This window comes from Pantoea sp. BRR-3P, from assembly GCF_039621635.1.
GTDB lineage: Bacteria > Pseudomonadota > Gammaproteobacteria > Enterobacterales > Enterobacteriaceae > Pantoea > Pantoea floridensis.
Genome location: NZ_CP155066.1, coordinates 2,949,923 through 2,967,990, shown reverse-complemented (window position 1 = coordinate 2,967,990; position 18,068 = coordinate 2,949,923). Strand labels below are relative to the sequence as shown.

Sequence of the window (18,068 nt, the reverse complement as noted above, 5' to 3'; positions counted from 1 at the left end):
CAACGTATCATCAACCCCGATTCAGTTGAGGTAGCAATGACCATGAAAGGACAAGAGACGCGTGGCTTCCAGTCAGAGGTAAAACAACTTCTGCACCTGATGATCCATTCCCTCTATTCAAATAAAGAGATTTTCCTGCGCGAGCTGATTTCCAACGCTTCAGATGCCGCCGATAAATTGCGCTTCCGTGCGCTGTCGACGCCAGATCTGTATGAAGGCGATGGTGAGCTGCGCGTGCGCATCTCGGTCAATCCGGAAAACCGCACCCTGACGCTTAGCGATAACGGTATCGGTATGCGCCGTGATGAGGTGATTGAGAACCTAGGTACCATCGCGAAATCGGGTACCAAATCCTTCCTGGAATCTCTGGGTTCCGACCAGGCGAAAGACAGCCAGCTGATCGGCCAGTTCGGCGTAGGCTTCTATTCAGCCTTCATCGTGGCGGATAAAGTTACCGTGCGCACCCGCGCAGCCGGCGCAAAAGCCGATGAAGCGGTGTTCTGGGAATCAGCCGGCGAAGGTGAATACACGCTGGCGGAGATTGAGAAAGCCGATCGCGGCACCGACATCACGCTGCACTTCCGTGAAGGCGAGGACGATTTCCTCGATGCATGGCGTGTGCGTAATGTGATCAGCAAATACTCCGATCACATCGCGTTGCCGGTTGAAATTGAAAGCAAAGACGAAGAAACCGGCGAAAGCAAATGGGAGAAGATCAACAAAGCCCAGGCGCTATGGACGCGTAACAAGTCCGAGATCAGCGACGACGAATACAACGAGTTCTACAAGCATATCGCCCATGATTTTAGCGATCCGGCGATCTGGAGCCACAACCGTGTAGAAGGTAAACAGGAATATACCAGCCTGCTTTACATCCCGGCGCGTGCGCCGTTCGACATGTGGAACCGCGACAGCAAGCACGGCCTGAAACTTTATGTGCAGCGCGTCTTCATCATGGACGACGCTGAGCAGTTCATGCCGAACTACCTGCGCTTTGTCCGTGGCCTGATAGATTCTAACGATCTGCCACTGAACGTGTCGCGTGAAATCCTGCAGGACAGCCGTGTCACTCAGAGCCTGCGTAGCGCGCTGACCAAGCGTAGCCTGCAGATGCTGGAAAAACTGGCGAAAGACGACGCAGAAAAATATCAGCAGTTCTGGAAAGAGTTTGGTCTGGTGTTGAAAGAGGGCCCGGCTGAAGACAACGCGAATCAGGAAACCATCGCCAAACTGCTGCGCTTTGCCACCAGCCAGAGTGAAGGCGCCGAGCAGACCATTTCGCTGGAAGATTATCTGAGCCGCATGGTAGAAGGTCAGGACAAGATTTACTACATCACCGCTGACAGCTATGCCGCCGCGAAGAGCAGCCCGCATCTGGAACTGTTCCGTAAGAAAGGCATTGAGGTGCTGCTGCTCTCCGATCGTATCGACGAATGGATGATGAGCTACCTCACCGAGTTCGACGGCAAAACCTTCCAGTCAGTGAGCAAAGCGGATGATTCCCTGAGCAAATTGGCTGACGAAGAGACTGAAGAGCAGAAAGAAGCGGAGAAAGCGCTGGAGCCGTTCGTTGAACGCGTGAAAACCCTGCTGGGCGAGCGCGTGAAAGAGGTGCGTCTGACACATCGTCTCACCGACACGCCAGCGATTGTTACCACCGATGCCAACGAAATGACCACGCAGATGGCGAAGCTGTTTGCTGCGGCCGGTCAGGACGTGCCGGACGTGAAGTACATCTTCGAGATTAACCCGGATCATACGCTGGTGAAACGTGTGGCTGATACGCAGGACGAAACGCGCTTTGCGGAGTGGGTTGAGCTGCTGCTGGATCAGGCGCTGCTGGCAGAACGCGGCACGCTGGACGATCCGAACCAATTTATCCGTCGTATGAATCAACTGCTGACGGCGTAATCGCACCAAACTCGCAGGGTCGCCATTCACATGGCGACCTTTTTTATATCTGCGCCTGATCGCGCAGCCAATCGCGAAACAGCGTTATCTCCGCATCGTGCTGGCGCGATATCTTGGTCATCATCAGCGTCGCGCGATCTACGCGTACAAAGCCCAACGGTGCGATCAACGTTCCGTCACTCAACTCCTGACGCACCAACAGACGCGGTGCCATAATCACGCCTAAGCCATTTCTGGCTGCCTGAATGCCTAACGTTAAATTATCGAAGTGCTTGCCGATCCAGAAATTACCGCGCGCGCCGCTGGTTTTTGCCCATTCGGCCCACGCATGCAGCCGCGTATCGGCGTGCAGCAGCGGCAGCGCGGCAAGATCCTGCTCATTTCGAAAACGCACGGCAAACTGCGGAGCACATAGTGGGCCGATGTAATCATCGCTAATCAAAGTGGCATCAATATCCTCATCCGGCGATTGCTCTGCGCTGAGAATGAGCACGTCAGTGTGCTCGCTGCGCAGTTGGTCAATGTCCACCAGCGGCTGAAACTGCACTTCAATATCGGGATAGCGTTGATAAAAGCTGGCGATGCGTGGAATCAGCCATTGCGCCAGGAAGCTGGGCGCACAGGAGACGCTGAGATGATGGCGCATGCCGGTACGAATACTTTCGCAGCTGGTGGAGAGTTCACTAAAGGCTTTCTGACAGCTCACCAGCAAACGTTCACCGTGTGAGGTTAATTTGACGCGTCCGTTGGTGCGCACAAACAGCGGCTTGCCCATCCAGCTCTCCAGCTGCCGCACCTGATGGCTAATGGCGCTGTGGGTGACATGCAGACGTTCGGCTGCCACGCTAAAACTGCAATACAGTGCCGCCTGGTGGAAATAGTGCAGTGCACGTAACGATGGAAGCGCGGTCATACTCGTCCCCTGTGTAAAAACCTAACAGGGATTGTCAGTTTATATCATTTTAATGTCCAGCCGCATTGGCCTAACCTTTCCCCCAGATTCTGGCGGTTGACGGCTAAGCCTCTCTGTGGTTTTGCCAGAAATCGCCGTCACGTTGCACCTCCCGCACACAGCACAATAACAAGAGAAATATCACGCGATGGCTCCACAACTTGCTACTGCCAGGGCGGCGGCGGCGCGCGATAAGCTTCGCGGCTTGCTTTCCCGTCACTACCGGCTTGAAAATTACGACCTCTTCTTTGCACCCTCGTTGCATATTGCCCGGGTGCTGCTTTCCCAATTATTTCTGCGTCAGGAACAGGCGCGTAACCAAACCCGCTACGCGTCGCACTATCCGGTTAGCGAACTCAGCGTGCTGCCTACCTTGCCGATGATGGCGGGCAACATTGCGCTGGTGGAACATATCGATATGCAGCACGGGCGCGTGCGGGCGCTGAGCGAATGCCAGAGTCAGGGGGTTACGGATGCCTCAGAATCCTTTGCCACCCAGCTGCATAAACGTCTTATCAGCGATGCGCGGCTCTTTGTTACGCGTTTGGATCGACACGCCGCCTTGTGTAGCGATCTGGTGCTGATCGCTTTACGTACTGCTGATTTCAGCACCCTGGTACGCAGTGAGCTGCGGTTGTTTGAGCAGGGGCTTGCTTTCGGCGCCGCAGCCGAACAAGCGCTGGCGATAATGGAGAACGACGACTGGCGGCCGTTCAACATCGCAACGGTAGAAAGTATCGCGCTTGAAGCCCCGCTATTGCTGCGATCAATTCAGCAACCGGGGTTGCCGTTCGCCCTTTTTCCCTTACCTATCGGGCTGAATGTCAGCACGTTTCCTCAGGATATTCAGGTGCTATCTTCTCCGCAGCGCTTACGTCTGCGTGCTAACGTTCGTGGCAGCGTGAACAAACATCTCAACGTCACTAACACCTTAAAAACACGACTGAAGGAAGCGCTGATACGTAGCCGAAATTCCTAAAAACAGGCACTCTGCTAGTATTCCCTGACAAAGCAGGTCAAAGTAGACCTTTCGTCAGAAGCGCGCCCGTTTCCTTGTGGTGCGCGGGGCATAATGGTATGTTCTTCGCCTTCTCAGATTGAACAATGCGATTCGCAAGGGGAATTACGCAATGCGTATTATTCTGCTCGGAGCACCGGGCGCAGGTAAGGGCACTCAGGCTCAATTTATCATGGAGAAATACGGTATTCCGCAAATCTCCACGGGTGACATGCTGCGTGCGGCAGTGAAAGCGGGCTCCGAATTGGGCCAGCAGGCAAAAGCGATCATGGATGCCGGTAAACTGGTGACTGACGAGTTGGTGATTGCGCTGGTTAAAGAGCGTATCGCGCAGGAAGACTGCAAAAACGGTTTCCTGCTCGATGGCTTCCCACGCACCATCCCGCAGGCTGACGCCATGAAAGAAGCGGGCATCAAAGTTGACTACGTGCTGGAGTTTGCCGTACCCGACGAGCTGATTGTGGATCGTATTGTGGGTCGTCGCGTGCATACGCCATCGGGCCGCGTTTATCACGTCACCTACAATCCACCGAAAGTGGAAGGTAAAGATGACCTGACCGGCGAAGAGCTGACCACGCGTAAAGATGACCAGGAAGAGACCGTGCGTAAGCGTCTGGTGGAATACCATCAGCTGACCGCACCGCTGATTGCCTACTACGGCAAAGAAGCGCAAGACGGCAATACCGAATATCACAAAATCGACGGCACGCGTCCCGTCGCTGAAGTGAGCACGCAGTTGGCCACGATCCTCGGCTAAGGCGTCCAGAGGGCCGGTTGTCCGGCCCTTTTGCAGCAATTGCTTTCTCCTCCCTCGATTTCCGCTACAATTTCCCCTGATTTTGATTTGACCCATTCGTTTCGACATCAAGGAAATACAATGAGGCAAGAAAAGCCCGGGGTTTTACTGGTTAATTTAGGTACACCAGAGGCACCCACCACACCTGCGGTTAAGCGCTATCTAAAACAATTTCTCGGCGATCCACGCGTGGTTGATACGCCGCGTTGGTTATGGTGGCCGATTCTCAATTTCATCATCCTGCCGTTCCGCTCGCCGCGCGTCTCGAAACTCTATGCATCCGTGTGGATGGACGAAGGTTCACCCTTGATGGTATTCAGCAAGCGCCAGCGTGAAGCCCTGGCACAGCGCCTGGATATGCCGGTTGAGCTCGGCATGAGCTACGGCCAGCCAAGCCTGGATAGCGCGCTGCAGCGCCTGCTGGCGCAGGGCGTCACTAAACTGATCGTGCTGCCGCTCTATCCGCAGTTCTCATGCTCAACGGTAGCCGCCGTTTGGGATGGGTTAGCCACGAGCTTTAAACCGCTGCGCTCGCTGCCGGAAGTGGCTTTTATTCGCGATTATGCCGAACACCCGGCCTATATCGCTGCCCTGAAAGCCTCGGTAGAACGCTCGTTCGCGCAGCATGGCGAACCGGATCTGCTGGTGCTGTCGTATCACGGCATTCCGCAGCGTTTCGCCAATGAAGGTGATGATTATCCGCAGCGCTGCAAAGACACCACCGCTGCGTTAGCGGCCGCGTTAGGTATTGCGCCGCATAAAATCATGATGACCTTCCAGTCGCGCTTTGGCCGTGAGCCGTGGTTGACGCCGTACACCGATGAAACCATGAAGAGTTTGCCGGCGAAAGGTATCAAGCATGTGCAGGTGATGAGCCCCGGCTTTGCTGCAGATTGCCTGGAAACGCTAGAGGAGATCAGCGGAGAAAACTGCGAGATCTTCCTGCATGCCGGTGGTGAAAAGTTCGAGTACATTCCTGCGCTCAACGATGATGCCGAGCACATTGAAATGATGCTGCAGCTGGTCAACGCACGCCGTTAATGGTGCGGCAGAGAGTGTGATATCATTCTCTGCCTGATTTTCCCTGACGGCACTCTCGATGAAATTTCCCGGCAAACGCAAATCCAAACACTATTTCCCCGTTAACGCGCGAGATCCGCTGCTGCAAGCTACGCAGCAAGAGCAGGAAGAGGGCAGCTGGGTGGTGGGTATCGACCAGACGCTGGTGGATATTGAAGCTAAAGTCGATGATGACTTTTTGCAGCGTTACGGCCTTAGCGCCGGCCATTCGCTGGTTATTGACGATGCGACTGCCGAAGCACTCTATAACGAACTGATGCGTGAAGAGCTCATCAGCCATCAATTCGCGGGTGGCACCATCGGCAATACGCTGCACAACTACTCGGTACTCGCCGACGATCGTTCGGTGCTGCTGGGCGTGATGTGTAACAACATCCAGATTGGCGGCTATGCCTATCGCTACCTGTGCAACACGTCCAGCCGCATGGATCTTAACTTCCTGCAGGGCGTGGACGGCGCCATTGGCCGCTGCTTCACGCTGATTGGCGAGCAGGGCGAACGCACCTTTGCCATCAGTCCGGGTTTAATGAACCAGCTGCACGCCAGCAACATTCCGGAAGAGGTGATTGCCGGCGCGTCGGCGCTGGTGCTGACGTCGTATCTGGTGCGCTGCCAGCCGGGCGAACCGATGCCGGAAGCGACGCTGCGTGCTATTGAATACGCAAAGAAACACAATGTGCCGGTGGTGCTAACGCTCGGCACTAAATATGTGATTCAGGATAACCCGCAGTTCTGGCGCGACTTCCTGCGCGATCACGTCTCGATTGTCGCGATGAATGAAGAAGAGGCTTTCGCGTTAACCGGTGAGCAAGACCCTTTGCTGGCATCGAACATGGCGCTGGATTGGGTGGATCTGGTGCTGTGCACCGCTGGGCCAACCGGTTTGTACATGGCCGGCTTCACGGAAGAGGAATTCAAGCGCAAAACCAACCATCCGCTGCTGCCGGGCGCGTTGGCTGAGTTCAACCAATATGAATTTAGTCGGGCGATGCGTCACAAGGATTGCAACCAGCCGCTGCGTATTTTCTCGCATATCGCGCCTTACATGGGCGGACCAGAAAAGATTATGAACACCAATGGCGCGGGCGATGGCGCGCTGGCGGCACTGCTGCATGATATCACCGCCAACAACTTCCACCGCCAAAAGGTGCCTAACTCCAGCAAACACGGACGAGCCTATCTGACGTATTCCTCGCTGGCACAGGTGTGTAAATACGCCAACCGGGTGAGTTATCAAGTGTTGAACCAGCATTCACCACGCCTGACGCGCGGCCTGCCGGAGCGGGAAGACAGTTTAGAAGAGTCGTACTGGGATCGTTGATGATGGCATCGGTGCGCATGAATGCACACCCTACAAAAAAGGTCACCATTCATGGTGACCGATTCACGCTTAACTGACGAGCATTACGCCATTTATGGGGATCTTAACAATGACCGCACTCATTTAAATCGGGCACTCGCGCACAATCGGGTTCTGCGCAATCTCTTCTTCCAGCACGTGCAACATGCTATTGGCGATTTCACGTTCACCCATCACCACGCGATTGGCGCCGCGCTCCATAATATAGGTCACTTCATCGTCGTAATGCGCACGCGCAATAATCTCAATGTCGGGACGCTTCTCACGCGCCGCCGTAACGACTTCGCCCGCTTCATACCCATTTGGAATCGTCAGCAGCAGCCAGCGTGCGCAGTCGAGCCGCGCCAGCTCCATGGTATCAACGCGAGCCGCATTGCCCAGCACCGCTTTAATACCTTGCTCACGTAGCGCTTCAACGCGTGGGCGGGAATTCTCCACCACCACCAGCGGCACATCCGCATCCATCAGTTTTTGCCCCAGCAGGCTGCCGACGCGACCATAGCCGACCAGCACCGCGTGGTTGCAGATATCCACCGGAATCTGCTTCTCTTCTTCGATAGCTTCTTCCAGCGTCTGCTCTTCCATGGTCTCGGTTTTATCGAGGTAGCGCTCCAGCACGGTAAACAGAATGGGGTTGAGCATGATGGAGAGAATTGCCGCCGCCAGCACCAGATTGCGGCCTTCATCGCTCAACATACCCAGCGAAATACCGAGGCCGGCCAGAATAAAGGCAAATTCACCAATCTGCGCCAGACTCACTGAAATGGTCATGGCGGTGCGGCGTGAATGACCCAGTAGCGTAACCAGCAGCCACGCGGCGATCGATTTACCGAGGACGATAATCGCCAGCGCGCCGAGCACCGCCAGCGGCTGTTCAATCAGAATCATCGGGTCAAACAGCATGCCAACGGAAACAAAGAACAGCACGGCGAAGGCATCGCGCAGCGGCAGTGTATCGTGTGCCGCGCGGTGGCTCAGTTCCGATTCGTTCAGCACCATGCCGGCAAAGAAGGCGCCGAGTGCAAAGGAGACATCAAAGAATTCGACCGCACCAAAGGCGATACCGAGTGCCAGCGCCAAAACCGCAAGGGTAAACAGCTCACGCGAACCGGTAGCGGCACTTTTTGCCAGAATCCACGGCACCACGCGACGTCCTACCACCATCATCAGCACCATAAAGGCGACCACTTTGCCGATGGTGAGCAGCAGATCCCACAGCAGCAGCGTTGGGCTGGCGTTGCCCTGTTCGAGCATGCCGGCGATGGCAGGCAGTAGCACCAGCGTCAGCACCATCACCAAATCTTCAACGATTAGCCAGCCAATGGCGATTTGTCCGCGCTGGCTATCAATGAGCTGACGTTCTTCCAGCGCACGCAGCAGTACCACGGTACTGGCGGTTGAGAGACACAGCCCAAACACCAGGCCGGTCATCCACGACCAGCCCATCGTCCAGGAAAGCCCCATTCCCAGCAGCGTCGCCACGGCGATTTGCGCGATGGCGCCGGGAATGGCGATAGACTTTACCGACATCAAATCCTTGAGCGAGAAGTGCAAACCGACGCCGAACATCAGCAGAATCACACCGAGTTCAGCCAGTTCAGGGGCAAGATTGGTATCCGCGACAAAGCCTGGTGTGAAAGGGCCGGCCAGCACGCCCGCCAATAAATAGCCGACCAGCGGTGAGATGCGCAGGCGATTTGCCAGCATACCAAGGAGAAATGCGAGGACCAATCCCCCGACAATGGTAGTGATCAACGGTGTGGTGTGATGCATGCCTGTCTCCTTGTGTGCAAATGTATCCGCTTGTAACAACCTAGTGTAATGCACAATCGCTAACCGCGTTTAAACATTTGAGCGGTAAAAAGTCGCTAAATTGAAAAAATGAGATAAAAACGGTGCTGAAGCTGCATTTTCATCACTTATCTCAGGTTATCGGCAGGAAACATGCAGAGCGAGAGGGGGCAAGGAAAAGCAGTTGCCCCCGCGAAAGAAGGTCAGGCGTGGCGATTATCGGGGAGGAAAGCGGTTAAAAGGCCGATAAGGGGAAGCCAGGCGCAGATTTGATAAACCCATTCGATACTGGTGTGGTCGGCCACTACGCCGAGCACGGCGGCTCCCAGCCCACCCATACCAAAGGCGAAGCCGAAAAACAGCCCAGAAACCATACCGATACGTCCCGGCATCAGCTCTTGGGCGTAGACCAAAATGGCGGAAAATGCCGAGGCAAGAATCAGCCCGATGATCACGCTCAGTACGCTGGTCCACATTAAGTTGGCATGCGGCAAGAGGAGTGTGAACGGGGCAACGCCAAGAATAGACACCCAAATTACGTATTTTCGCCCAATCTTATCGCCAATAGGCCCACCGATAATGGTGCCTGCAGCCACCGCGCCGAGGAAGGCAAACAGGTGGAATTGCGAAGCCTGCACGGAAAGCCCGAATTTCTGTATTAAATAGAAGGTGTAATAGCTGCTGATGCTGGTGAGATAGAAGTACTTGGAAAAGATCAGCAGCAGCAAAATACTTATGGCCAGTGCGACTTTTTTACGCGGCAGCGGATTCACCGGCGCCACGGTGGTGCTGGATTTGCTTGCACGCTGCTGGTGGCTATACCAACGGCTCACCTGCAGCAGCACGATAATACCCAGCAGCGCTACCAGCACAAACCAGCCAAGATGGCCTTTGCCGTAAGGCGCCACGATCATCGCCGCCAGCAGTGGCCCCAGTGCGCTGCCAAAGTTGCCGCCTACCTGAAACAACGACTGCGCCAAACCGTGACGACCGCCGGAAGCCATACGCGCCACGCGTGAAGATTCCGGATGGAATACTGACGAACCGCTTCCCACCAGCGCGGCAGCCAGCAGCACTTGCGGATAGGTCGTGGAAAAGGTCAGCAGAATCAACCCACATAGCGTAAAGCCCATGCCCACCGGTAGCGACCAGGGTTTGGGGTACTTATCGGTGTAGTGACCAATCAGCGGTTGCAGCAGCGAGGCGGTGACCTGAAAAGTCAGTGTAATCAAGCCGATCTGTACAAAATTGAGGTTGAAATCTTTCTGCAACATCGGATAGATGGCTAGCAACAAAGATTGCAGCATATCGTTAAGCAGATGCGCGAGACTGATGGCGCCTAAGATGCCAAAAGCGGTGCGGCCCGGTGCGCGTGCCGGGGATGCGAGTTCACTTGCCATAATAATCCTGAAAAGGGCGGTTATCGTTATCAGATTGTTACTTACTGATTGACTCTATAAGCCTTTCGTCTTGAGTTAAAGTGCCATCTGTGCGACACAGGTGGGCGATAAAGCACATTTAGTCCACAGCTCAGTGGAAAAACGCAGAATAAGGAGATCGGCTTTGTTTTTATTACCGCGAAGAGGGCGCTGGGTGGCGCTGCTGATGTTACTGCTGCCGATGCTGGCGCAAGCATGGCAAACGGATCGCAGCTATCGTTTCAGTATTCTGCATACCAACGATCATCACGGACGTTACTGGACTAATGCACAAGGTGAATACGGCCTGGCCGCTCAAAAAACATTGATGGATCAACAGCGCTATGATGTTCAGGCCAAAGGTGGCGGTGCGCTGATCCTGTCGGCAGGTGATGTGAACACCGGCGTGCCAGAGTCAGATATGCTGGATGCTGAACCGGATATACGCGGCATGAATCTCGTGGGCTATGACGCCATGGCGCTGGGTAATCATGAGTTTGATAAACCGCTTAGTGTGCTACAAAAGCAGCAAAAGTGGGCCAAATTCCCCTTCCTTTCGGCCAATATCTATCAAAAAGGCACCGATAAGCGCTTATTTAAGCCGTGGGCGACATTTAATCGTATGGGCTTGAAGATTGCCGTAATTGGCCTGACGACGACCGACACGCTGCGCATCGCCAATCCTGAGAACATCGCGACGATAGATATTCGCGATCCGGTGCAAGAGACCGAGAAAGCGGTGGCTGAGCTGCGTGCCACTGAAAAACCTGACGTTATCATCGCGCTGACGCACATGGGCCATTATGACGATGGCCAGCATGGCAGTAATGCGCCGGGCGATGTGGAGTTAGCGCGCAGCCTGCCGCCGGGTACCATCAACGTGATTGTTGGTGGTCACTCGCAGGATGCCGTGTGCATGGCAAAAGAGAATGTCAGCGTGAAAGATTATCAGCCGGGCCAACCTTGCCAGCCGGATCGCCAGAACGGCGTGTGGATTATGCAGGCCAAAGAGTGGGGCAAGTTTGTTGGTCGCGGCGACTTCACCTTCCGCAACGGCGAGCTGACGCTGGATAGCTACCAGCTGATCCCGGTTAATCTAAAGCACAAAGTGAAGAACCTCGACGGCAGCGAATCCTGGCTCACCTGGCAGGAAGAGATCCCGAAAAACAGCGCGATGATGAAGTTGTTAACCCCTTACCAGCTGCGCGCAGGCAAGAAGCTGGATGTTAACGTCGGCAGCAGTGACGGTGTGTTTGTCGGTGAGCGCGACAAGGTGCGTTTTGAGCAAACCAATCTTGGCCAGCTGATTTTACGTGCGCAAATGGCGGCGACCAAAGCAGACTTTGCGGTTATGAGCGGCGGTGGCATTCGCGCTTCGCTGGACAAGGGTAATCTCAGCTGGCGCGATCTGCTGCAGGTGCAGCCGTTCGGCAATCAGGTGGTGTCGGTTACGCTCACTGGCAATGAGTTGCTGAACTATCTGGCAACGGTGGCCAATATCAAAGTGGATTCAGGCGGCTTCGCGCAGTTCACCAACATCAGTCTGGTGGCGGATGGCAAAGGCGTTAGCGAGGTGAAGATCGACGGCGCACCGCTGCAAAAGGATAAAACCTACCGTATGGCGACGAATAGCTTTAATGCCAGCGGTGGCGACGGTTATCCGGTGATCGAAAACCATGCCGGATTCAGCAATAGCGGGCTGCGCGATGCGGATGCGCTGCGTGAATTTGTCAGCCAGCATTCACCCTTGAAAGTTGATGATTTTGTACCAACCGGTATTGTGCATCTGACGGAAGCACAGATTGAACAGCGTAATAAAGCCCAGGAGAAGGAGCGGAAGCCAAGCTATCCGCAGATGATTCTGGCGTGGATTTGGCCGCGCGCGGCACAACACTGAACGCCGATTTCCCGGTGCGCATGAATGCGCACCCTACAAAAACCCGGCGATATCCACGTAGGGCCACCCTTCATGGTGGCCGATTCACGCTTAACTGACGAGCATTACGCCATGAATGCGCACTCTACAAAAAACCGGCGATATCCACGTAGGGCCACCATTCATGGTGACCGATTCACGCTTAACTGACGAGCATTACGCCATGAATGCGCACCCTACAAAAACCCGGCGATATCCACGTAGGGTCGCCATTCATGGTGACCGGTTTATCAAGCCTGGCAATTTTTCTGCGTCACCCAACGTTGACGCAACTTATCCCACACCCAGTTGTAGACCATGGTGTAAGGCAGGAAGAACAGAAAGAACGCCACTTCCAGCACGAAAGCGTCCAGCAGCGAAATATTCAGCATCCAGGCCGCAATCGGCAAGCCGATCAGGATAAAGCCCCCTTCAAAACCCAGCGCATGCATTGCACGCAGACCGAAGCCGCGTTTAACCTGTGGCGGCCAGATGCGATCAAAGCCGGTGTTATAGATCATGTTCCACAGCATGGCGACGGTCGACAGCATTATCGCTAACGCGCCCATCTGAAACAGCGGTTTCTCCATGATCCAGGCAGCCAGCGGCGCAACAGTGATAAGTGCCAACCCTTCAAAGCCTGCGGCATGACAAAAACGTTCTTTCAGCGAACGGGTACGCATATAAACCTCCTGATTAGTGATGTCGCACATTTTGGCACTCTGTAATGCTAAGATAAAATGATCACCTATCGATAAAAGCGATGGATCACTATGAAGTACTCCCCGGAATCTCTAGAAGCCTTTGTGCAAACCGTGGCCAGCGGATCGTTTTCCGCTGCTGCGCGTGCGCTGGCAAAAAGCCAGTCAACCATCAGCAGTGCGGTCGCAAACCTGGAGGATGATTTGGGTTTTACGCTGTTCGATCGCAGTGGGCGTCAGCCGGTGCTAACCGAGCATGGCCAGCGCGCCTTCGCGCAGGTGCAGCAAATTCTCGCCGCTAGCCAGCGGCTGGATGAGCTGGCGGTGCGTTTGTCGCAAGGCGTGGAACCGCGGCTCAGCCTGGCGATTTCAGATTTCTGGCAGGCCGATCATCACCAAAATCTGCTTAATCGCTTTGACCAACGCTATCCGGATATTGAGTTCGAATGCATGATTGCCGAGGATGCTGATGCGCTGGATCTTTTACAGGCCGGGCGGGTGCATCTTGGTGTGGTGCGAGCTCAGCCGCAACTGCCGCCAGATTTGGCGGTTGCGCGCTTGCAGGTGGGGGCACAGATGGCGATCTATCTGCATCAGGATCATGCTTTATCGCAGCTGCAGCAGGTGAGTGAAGGGCAGTTGGGTGAGCTGCGGCATTTACGGCTTAATACCTGGGTGCAAACGCGTGAGCCGCTGCCCGCGGGTCGCGTATGGTCAGCGCCATCCTATTTGCTGCTGCTGGAGATGGCAGAGCAGGGTTTCGGCTGGAGCGTGTTGCCGCGCTGGCTGGTGGAGCAATTTGGGCATCAGGTACTAAAAGAGCTGCCGGTGCCGGGCTGGCCGCAGCGTATTGCGGTCGATGTGGTGTGGTCGCGACGTAATCCGCCGGGACCGGCTGGTCGCTGGATGATCGACCAGCTCTGTGCTCAGCAGCCTGATTAGCTTCGACGCGCCACATCGGCCAGCGGTGCATCCAGCAGGCGCGACAAATCCTGCGCGGCCAGCTCAATATCCAGCCCGCGCTTGCCTCCGGAGATAAAGATGGTGGCGAATTCCGCAGCCTGCTGATCGATTACTGTTGGCAGACGTTTTTTTTGTCCGAGTGGACTAATTCCCCCTACCAGATAACCGGTCACGCGCTGCGCCAGCTGCGGATCGGCCATATCGGCCTTTTTAGCGCCCAGCGCCTTCGCCACTTTTTTTAGATCCAGCTGCGATGAGACGGGCGTGACCGCCACCGCCAGTGCTTTGGCATCACCGTTTAGCGCGACCAGTAAGGTTTTGAACACCTGACGCGCATCCAGATTCAGTTTACGTACCACCTCGTCACCAAAATTGGTTTCATGGCTATCGTGATCGTAAGGGTGCAGGGTAAAGGTGACGTTTTGTTTTTCCAGCAGTTTTACCGCAGGCGTCATATTTAATCCTTGTTAGGAAGATTCTTATTTCATTTTGAATGGAAAAAGAGTGGCGAAATTCTGAACTTTGCGCGAGAATTGGCCCGCGCCAGCAAGAGATTGCTGGTGATAACCAAAATCATAAACAAATTCCTCTTTGACGGGCCAATATTATTATTGGCCTTCTTTTTTTGTGATTTTTATTGTTATTTGCACCCTTCTAACCGGTCGCCATGAATGGCGACCCTACGATGGGCAATGCCAATCCTGGCGCACCGCAATGGCCTAACGCTTCAGCAATCCCGGCAAATTATCGTCGCCATACAGATGCAGCGCCCCTACTGCCACCACATATCGCCCTTTCGGTAACGCCAGCAGCAGCTCACGCCAGTGCTGATTACGATTTCGCATCAGCGTGTCATTCAACTCACTGCTAAAGGTGGTGGGCAGCGCCACCGGCTGCTGCTTTGGCGGGGCATCCAGCCACCAGCTGATCATGGTTTGCAGCAGACGCGCGTTGGTATGCCAATGCTCAAGGGTATCCAGCAGCAGCGGCAATCCATCCTGCGGCAGTGATTTCAGCAGGGCGATCTGAGTTTCCGGACCTTCCAGTTCAATGATGCGTTTATTGGCGGCTTTCGCTGCCTGTAACAGCTGGTAATCAATGCCAAACTGTGGACGCAACCCCAGCCGCTGCGCCTGCTGCGCCTGTAACATAAGCGCGATTTGCCAAAATGGCAGCGTGTCGAACAGGCTAATTGATAGCGATAGCTCATCACACAGCGCCTGCAGCCGTAGCAAAACCTCTGCGTCGAGCCGCGTTGCCAGCGGCGGATATTCATCATCGTTGCTGAAGGGCGATCCGCCTTGAGTGATATCCGCTTCAACAATCAGCGCGTCGGCTTTATTCAGCTGGCGCAGTAAACCGGCGGGCAAAGGTTGCATGTCACGCGTGCCCATATGAATGCTGCCAGCCAGATGCAGGCGGCGGTTATCCAGATGGATATCCATAGCCGGCCAGCTGTAACTGGCCGGGAAAAGGATCGCGATCCGTTGTTGGATGCTGTGCCACAGACCGTGTCTCATTCCCTGTCCTTTTGAAGTCAAAAATCCATGCTAGCGATTTCACTCACTGAAAAACAGGGCCGGAGTGGCTATTGCCGTTGCGCGGGCTTGAATCGCAACAATCGGTTAGCGTTACTCACCACGGTAATGGACGACAGCGCCATTGCAGCGCCTGCTACGATCGGGCTGAGTAACATACCGGTAAAGGGATAGAGCACACCGGCAGCAATCGGAATACCCAGGCTGTTGTAAATAAAAGCACCCAATAGGTTCTGGCGCATATTGCGCAAGGTAGCGCCCGCTATCGCCAGTGCATCGGCAACACAGTGCAAATCGTTGCGCATTAGCGTCATTGCGGCGGTTTCCACCGCTACGTCGCTACCGCCGCCCATTGCAATGCCGACATCTGCCTGCGCCAGCGCCGGTGCATCATTGATGCCGTCACCAACCATCACCACTTTGCGACCTTGCTGCTGCAGCTGGATAATGGCCTGGGCTTTGCCGTCGGGGAGTACGCCGGCAATCACTTCATCAATCCCCGCTTCGGCGGCGATCGCCTGTGCGGTTTTCTGATGATCGCCCGTCAGCATAATTAAGCGGTAGCCCTGCTGATGCAGGCGCTGTAACGCCGCTTTGCTCTCTGGTCGCAGGCTGTCACGCAGCGCGATTAAACCGAGCAATTGGTGCGTATCCGCTAACAACACCGGCGTAGCGCCTTGCGCCGCGAAGCGCTCGATATCCGCCTGTGCCGCGCTGTAATCAATGTGCTGCTCGTTCAGTAACGCCTGATTACCCAGTAGCAGCGTTCTGTCGGCAACTTTAGCGCTGATGCCTTTGCCGCGTATTGTACGAAATTGCTTAACCGCCTCGGCGCTCTCCGACGGTGCCGCGTCGAGAATTGCTTTGGCCAGCGGATGGCTGGAGCCTTGTTCCAGTTGTGCCGCCGCCTTCAAAACCTGCTGGCGATCCCAGTCCCCGTACAGCACCACATCGCTCACTTGCGGCATGCCGCGCGTCAGGGTGCCGGTTTTATCAAACACGATGGTGTCAACTTCGCTGGCGCGCTGTAGTGCATCGGCGTCACGCACCAGCACGCCGAGTTCCGCCGCCCGACCTACGCCCGCGATGACCGACATTGGCGTGGCTAAGCCTAACGCGCAAGGGCAGGCGATGATCAGTACGGTAGTCACAATCACCAGGGTATAAGCCAGCTGTGGCTGCGGGCCAACCAGATACCACATCAGGCCGCTGAGCAGCGCAATCGCCACCACTACCGGCACAAATACTGCGGAGATGCGGTCCGCAAGGCGGCCAATATCCGGCTTGCTGCTCTGCGCCTGACGCACCAGATTGATGATGCGTGCCAGCGTAGTGTGGCTACCGGTAGCGCGCGCGACAAACTGCAGCGTGCCGTCCTGCACCAGCGTCCCGGCAAAGATGTTGTCTCCGGGCTGTTTGGCCTGCGGTACCGCCTCACCGGTGAGCATCGCTTCATCAAGCCAGGCTTCACCGTTGGCAACCTCGCCATCTACCGGCACACGATCGCCGGTCACCAATTTTAGTCGCATGCCTGGCTGAACATCGCTCAGCGGTAGCAGCGTTTCACCGTGTTCATTAACGACGCGCGCCTGCGCGGGCGTCAAATCCAGTAGTCGTTCCAGTGCTTTTGAGGCGCGCTGCCGTGCGCGCTGTTCTAGCGCATGACCGAGATTAATCAGGCCAACGATCATCACGCTGGCTTCGAAATAGAGATGACGCGCCTGATGTGGGAAAAATTCTGGCCAGATGGCCACGCTCATGGAGTAGAGCCATGCTGCACCGGTTCCCAGCGCCACCAGCGTATCCATGGTGGCGGTGCCGTGACGCAGGCTGCGCCATGCGCTGCGGTAGAAGTGCCCGCCAGCAATCAGCATCACCAGCAAGGTGATGATACCCAGCGTACGCCACAGGGTTTGGTTATCTGCACTCAGCATCATGTTGTCGCCGAGCATGCCCCAAATCATCATTGGTACGCCGAGCAGCAGCGCCAGCGCTGACTGCCAGCTAAAGCGGCGCATGGCTTGTTGAGCGCTAACCTGCTGACGCTCCCGGCGGGTCTGTTCATCATCGATCACTTCGGCGGAATAACCGGCCTGATCAACCGCGCTAACCAGCGCTTCGGCCGTAGCATCACCCACGATTAGCGCACTACGCTCACCGAGATTGACGCGAGCCTGACTCACGCCGGGCACTTTTTGTAACGCTTGCTCCACGCGGCTGACACAGCTGGCACAGCTCATGCCGCCAATTAGTAAGTGATGCACGGCAAGATTTTCTTCTGCCGGTTGCGACTCCGTTGTCAGCGCCTCCGGCGGCGGCTCTGTAGCTGTCAACGGATCAGGCTTTGGGCTGGCAGCGCCATCTTTCAGCACGGCGTGGTAGCCAGCTTGTTCCACCGTGGCGATCAGATCGCTGGCACTGGCTGCGCCAATAACACGGGCTTCTTGCTGGGTAACTTCCGCCTGCTCGACATCGCTGCGCTGTTCGAGCGCTTCTTTAACGCGTTTTACACAGTGGCCGCATGACAAACCGTCCAGCGCCAGCAGTTGTGTGTGTGACATGGTTTATTCCTCATGTTGGTTTTGACTGCATGCAAAATTTGCATTAGATATAGAGCCTAAACCT

At 55.5% G+C, this 18,068-nt stretch carries 14 protein-coding genes; 7 read left to right on the top strand and 7 right to left on the bottom strand.

Translation table 11 applies throughout. The features are described 5' to 3' along the window. Nucleotides 1-42: 42 nt before the first annotated feature. Nucleotides 43-1,911, top strand: coding sequence for a molecular chaperone HtpG (gene htpG, locus AAGR08_RS13830; protein WP_345827137.1), 1,869 nt, complete (start codon nt 43-45; stop codon nt 1,909-1,911). Between the two features lie 43 nt (nt 1,912-1,954). Here the strand turns inward: htpG and AAGR08_RS13825 are convergent, their stop codons facing one another. Continuing rightward, nucleotides 1,955-2,824, bottom strand: coding sequence for a LysR substrate-binding domain-containing protein (locus AAGR08_RS13825; protein WP_097094675.1), 870 nt, complete (start codon nt 2,822-2,824; stop codon nt 1,955-1,957). Between the two features lie 187 nt (nt 2,825-3,011). Here AAGR08_RS13825 and AAGR08_RS13820 point away from each other — a divergent pair, with 187 nt between their 5' ends. The 4 genes from AAGR08_RS13820 (at nt 3,012) to AAGR08_RS13805 (ending at nt 7,078) form a co-directional block, all read left to right on the top strand. Then, nucleotides 3,012-3,842, top strand: coding sequence for a DUF6024 family protein (locus tag AAGR08_RS13820; protein ID WP_345827136.1), 831 nt, complete (start codon nt 3,012-3,014; stop codon nt 3,840-3,842). A 151-nt stretch (nt 3,843-3,993) separates the two neighbouring features. Next, nucleotides 3,994-4,638, top strand: coding sequence for an adenylate kinase (gene adk / locus AAGR08_RS13815; RefSeq protein WP_097094673.1), 645 nt, complete (start codon nt 3,994-3,996; stop codon nt 4,636-4,638). 120 nt (nt 4,639-4,758) lie between these two features. Further along, entirely contained in the window at nt 4,759-5,718 is a 960-nt protein-coding gene (gene hemH, locus AAGR08_RS13810) for a ferrochelatase (protein ID WP_097094672.1), read from the top strand. 58 nt (nt 5,719-5,776) lie between these two features. Continuing rightward, a complete protein-coding gene (locus AAGR08_RS13805; protein ID WP_345827135.1) occupies nt 5,777-7,078 on the top strand; it encodes an inosine/guanosine kinase in 1,302 nt (433 codons plus the stop codon). Nucleotides 7,079-7,201: 123 nt separating this feature from the next. Here the strand turns inward: AAGR08_RS13805 and ybaL are convergent, their stop codons facing one another. After that, on the bottom strand, nt 7,202-8,890 hold the full coding sequence (ybaL, locus tag AAGR08_RS13800) for a YbaL family putative K(+) efflux transporter (RefSeq protein WP_097094670.1): 1,689 nt from the start codon (nt 8,888-8,890) through the stop codon (nt 7,202-7,204). 221 nt (nt 8,891-9,111) lie between these two features. Further along, a complete protein-coding gene (locus AAGR08_RS13795) occupies nt 9,112-10,308 on the bottom strand; it encodes an MFS transporter (RefSeq protein WP_345827134.1) in 1,197 nt (398 codons plus the stop codon). Nucleotides 10,309-10,471: 163 nt separating this feature from the next. Here AAGR08_RS13795 and ushA point away from each other — a divergent pair, with 163 nt between their 5' ends. Continuing rightward, on the top strand, nt 10,472-12,223 hold the full coding sequence (gene ushA, locus AAGR08_RS13790; RefSeq protein ID WP_345827133.1) for a bifunctional UDP-sugar hydrolase/5'-nucleotidase UshA: 1,752 nt from the start codon (nt 10,472-10,474) through the stop codon (nt 12,221-12,223). Between the two features lie 269 nt (nt 12,224-12,492). On the opposite strand, the gene AAGR08_RS13785 is transcribed toward ushA, so the two are convergent. Continuing rightward, nucleotides 12,493-12,924 carry a multidrug/biocide efflux PACE transporter gene (locus AAGR08_RS13785; protein WP_097094667.1) on the bottom strand — a complete coding sequence of 144 codons (432 nt, stop codon included), beginning with the start codon at nt 12,922-12,924 and terminating at the stop codon, nt 12,493-12,495. 90 nt (nt 12,925-13,014) lie between these two features. Here AAGR08_RS13785 and AAGR08_RS13780 point away from each other — a divergent pair, with 90 nt between their 5' ends. Further along, complete coding sequence (locus tag AAGR08_RS13780; RefSeq protein ID WP_097094666.1) at nt 13,015-13,884, top strand: LysR family transcriptional regulator; 870 nt, start codon at nt 13,015-13,017, stop codon at nt 13,882-13,884. Here the strand turns inward: AAGR08_RS13780 and ybaK are convergent. The 3 genes from ybaK to copA all read right to left on the bottom strand — a co-directional run bounded on the left by ybaK (nt 13,881) and on the right by copA (nt 18,004). After that, complete coding sequence (gene ybaK, locus AAGR08_RS13775) at nt 13,881-14,360, bottom strand: Cys-tRNA(Pro)/Cys-tRNA(Cys) deacylase YbaK (RefSeq protein WP_097094665.1); 480 nt, start codon at nt 14,358-14,360, stop codon at nt 13,881-13,883. The two genes, AAGR08_RS13780 and ybaK, sit on opposite strands and share 4 nt — an antisense overlap. Before the next feature lie 264 nt (nt 14,361-14,624). Further along, the gene (locus tag AAGR08_RS13770; protein ID WP_345827132.1) at nt 14,625-15,425 is read right to left on the bottom strand and encodes a TraB/GumN family protein; all 801 of its coding nucleotides are present in this window, start codon (nt 15,423-15,425) and stop codon (nt 14,625-14,627) included. A gap of 68 nt (nt 15,426-15,493) precedes the next feature. Next, nucleotides 15,494-18,004: a copper-exporting P-type ATPase CopA gene (gene copA, locus AAGR08_RS13765; RefSeq protein WP_345827131.1), complete on the bottom strand. Its 2,511-nt coding sequence runs from the start codon at nt 18,002-18,004 to the stop codon at nt 15,494-15,496. Between the last annotated feature and the right edge of the window lie 64 nt (nt 18,005-18,068).

Bases quoted from the DNA above. Each gene is read 5' to 3' on its own strand.
- AAGR08_RS13795 (WP_345827134.1), bottom strand. From the start codon at position 10,308: ATGGCAAGTGAACTCGCATCCCCGGCACGCGCACCGGGCCGCACCGCT.
- AAGR08_RS13770 (WP_345827132.1), bottom strand. From the start codon at position 15,425: ATGAGACACGGTCTGTGGCACAGCATCCAACAACGGATCGCGATCCTT.
- ybaK (WP_097094665.1), bottom strand. From the start codon at position 14,360: ATGACGCCTGCGGTAAAACTGCTGGAAAAACAAAACGTCACCTTTACC.
- AAGR08_RS13825 (WP_097094675.1), bottom strand. From the start codon at position 2,824: ATGACCGCGCTTCCATCGTTACGTGCACTGCACTATTTCCACCAGGCG.
- htpG (WP_345827137.1), top strand. From the start codon at position 43: ATGAAAGGACAAGAGACGCGTGGCTTCCAGTCAGAGGTAAAACAACTT.
- AAGR08_RS13780 (WP_097094666.1), top strand. From the start codon at position 13,015: ATGAAGTACTCCCCGGAATCTCTAGAAGCCTTTGTGCAAACCGTGGCC.
- AAGR08_RS13820 (WP_345827136.1), top strand. From the start codon at position 3,012: ATGGCTCCACAACTTGCTACTGCCAGGGCGGCGGCGGCGCGCGATAAG.
- AAGR08_RS13805 (WP_345827135.1), top strand. From the start codon at position 5,777: ATGAAATTTCCCGGCAAACGCAAATCCAAACACTATTTCCCCGTTAAC.
- adk (WP_097094673.1), top strand. From the start codon at position 3,994: ATGCGTATTATTCTGCTCGGAGCACCGGGCGCAGGTAAGGGCACTCAG.
- ybaL (WP_097094670.1), bottom strand. From the start codon at position 8,890: ATGCATCACACCACACCGTTGATCACTACCATTGTCGGGGGATTGGTC.
- hemH (WP_097094672.1), top strand. From the start codon at position 4,759: ATGAGGCAAGAAAAGCCCGGGGTTTTACTGGTTAATTTAGGTACACCA.
- AAGR08_RS13785 (WP_097094667.1), bottom strand. From the start codon at position 12,924: ATGCGTACCCGTTCGCTGAAAGAACGTTTTTGTCATGCCGCAGGCTTT.
- copA (WP_345827131.1), bottom strand. From the start codon at position 18,004: ATGTCACACACACAACTGCTGGCGCTGGACGGTTTGTCATGCGGCCAC.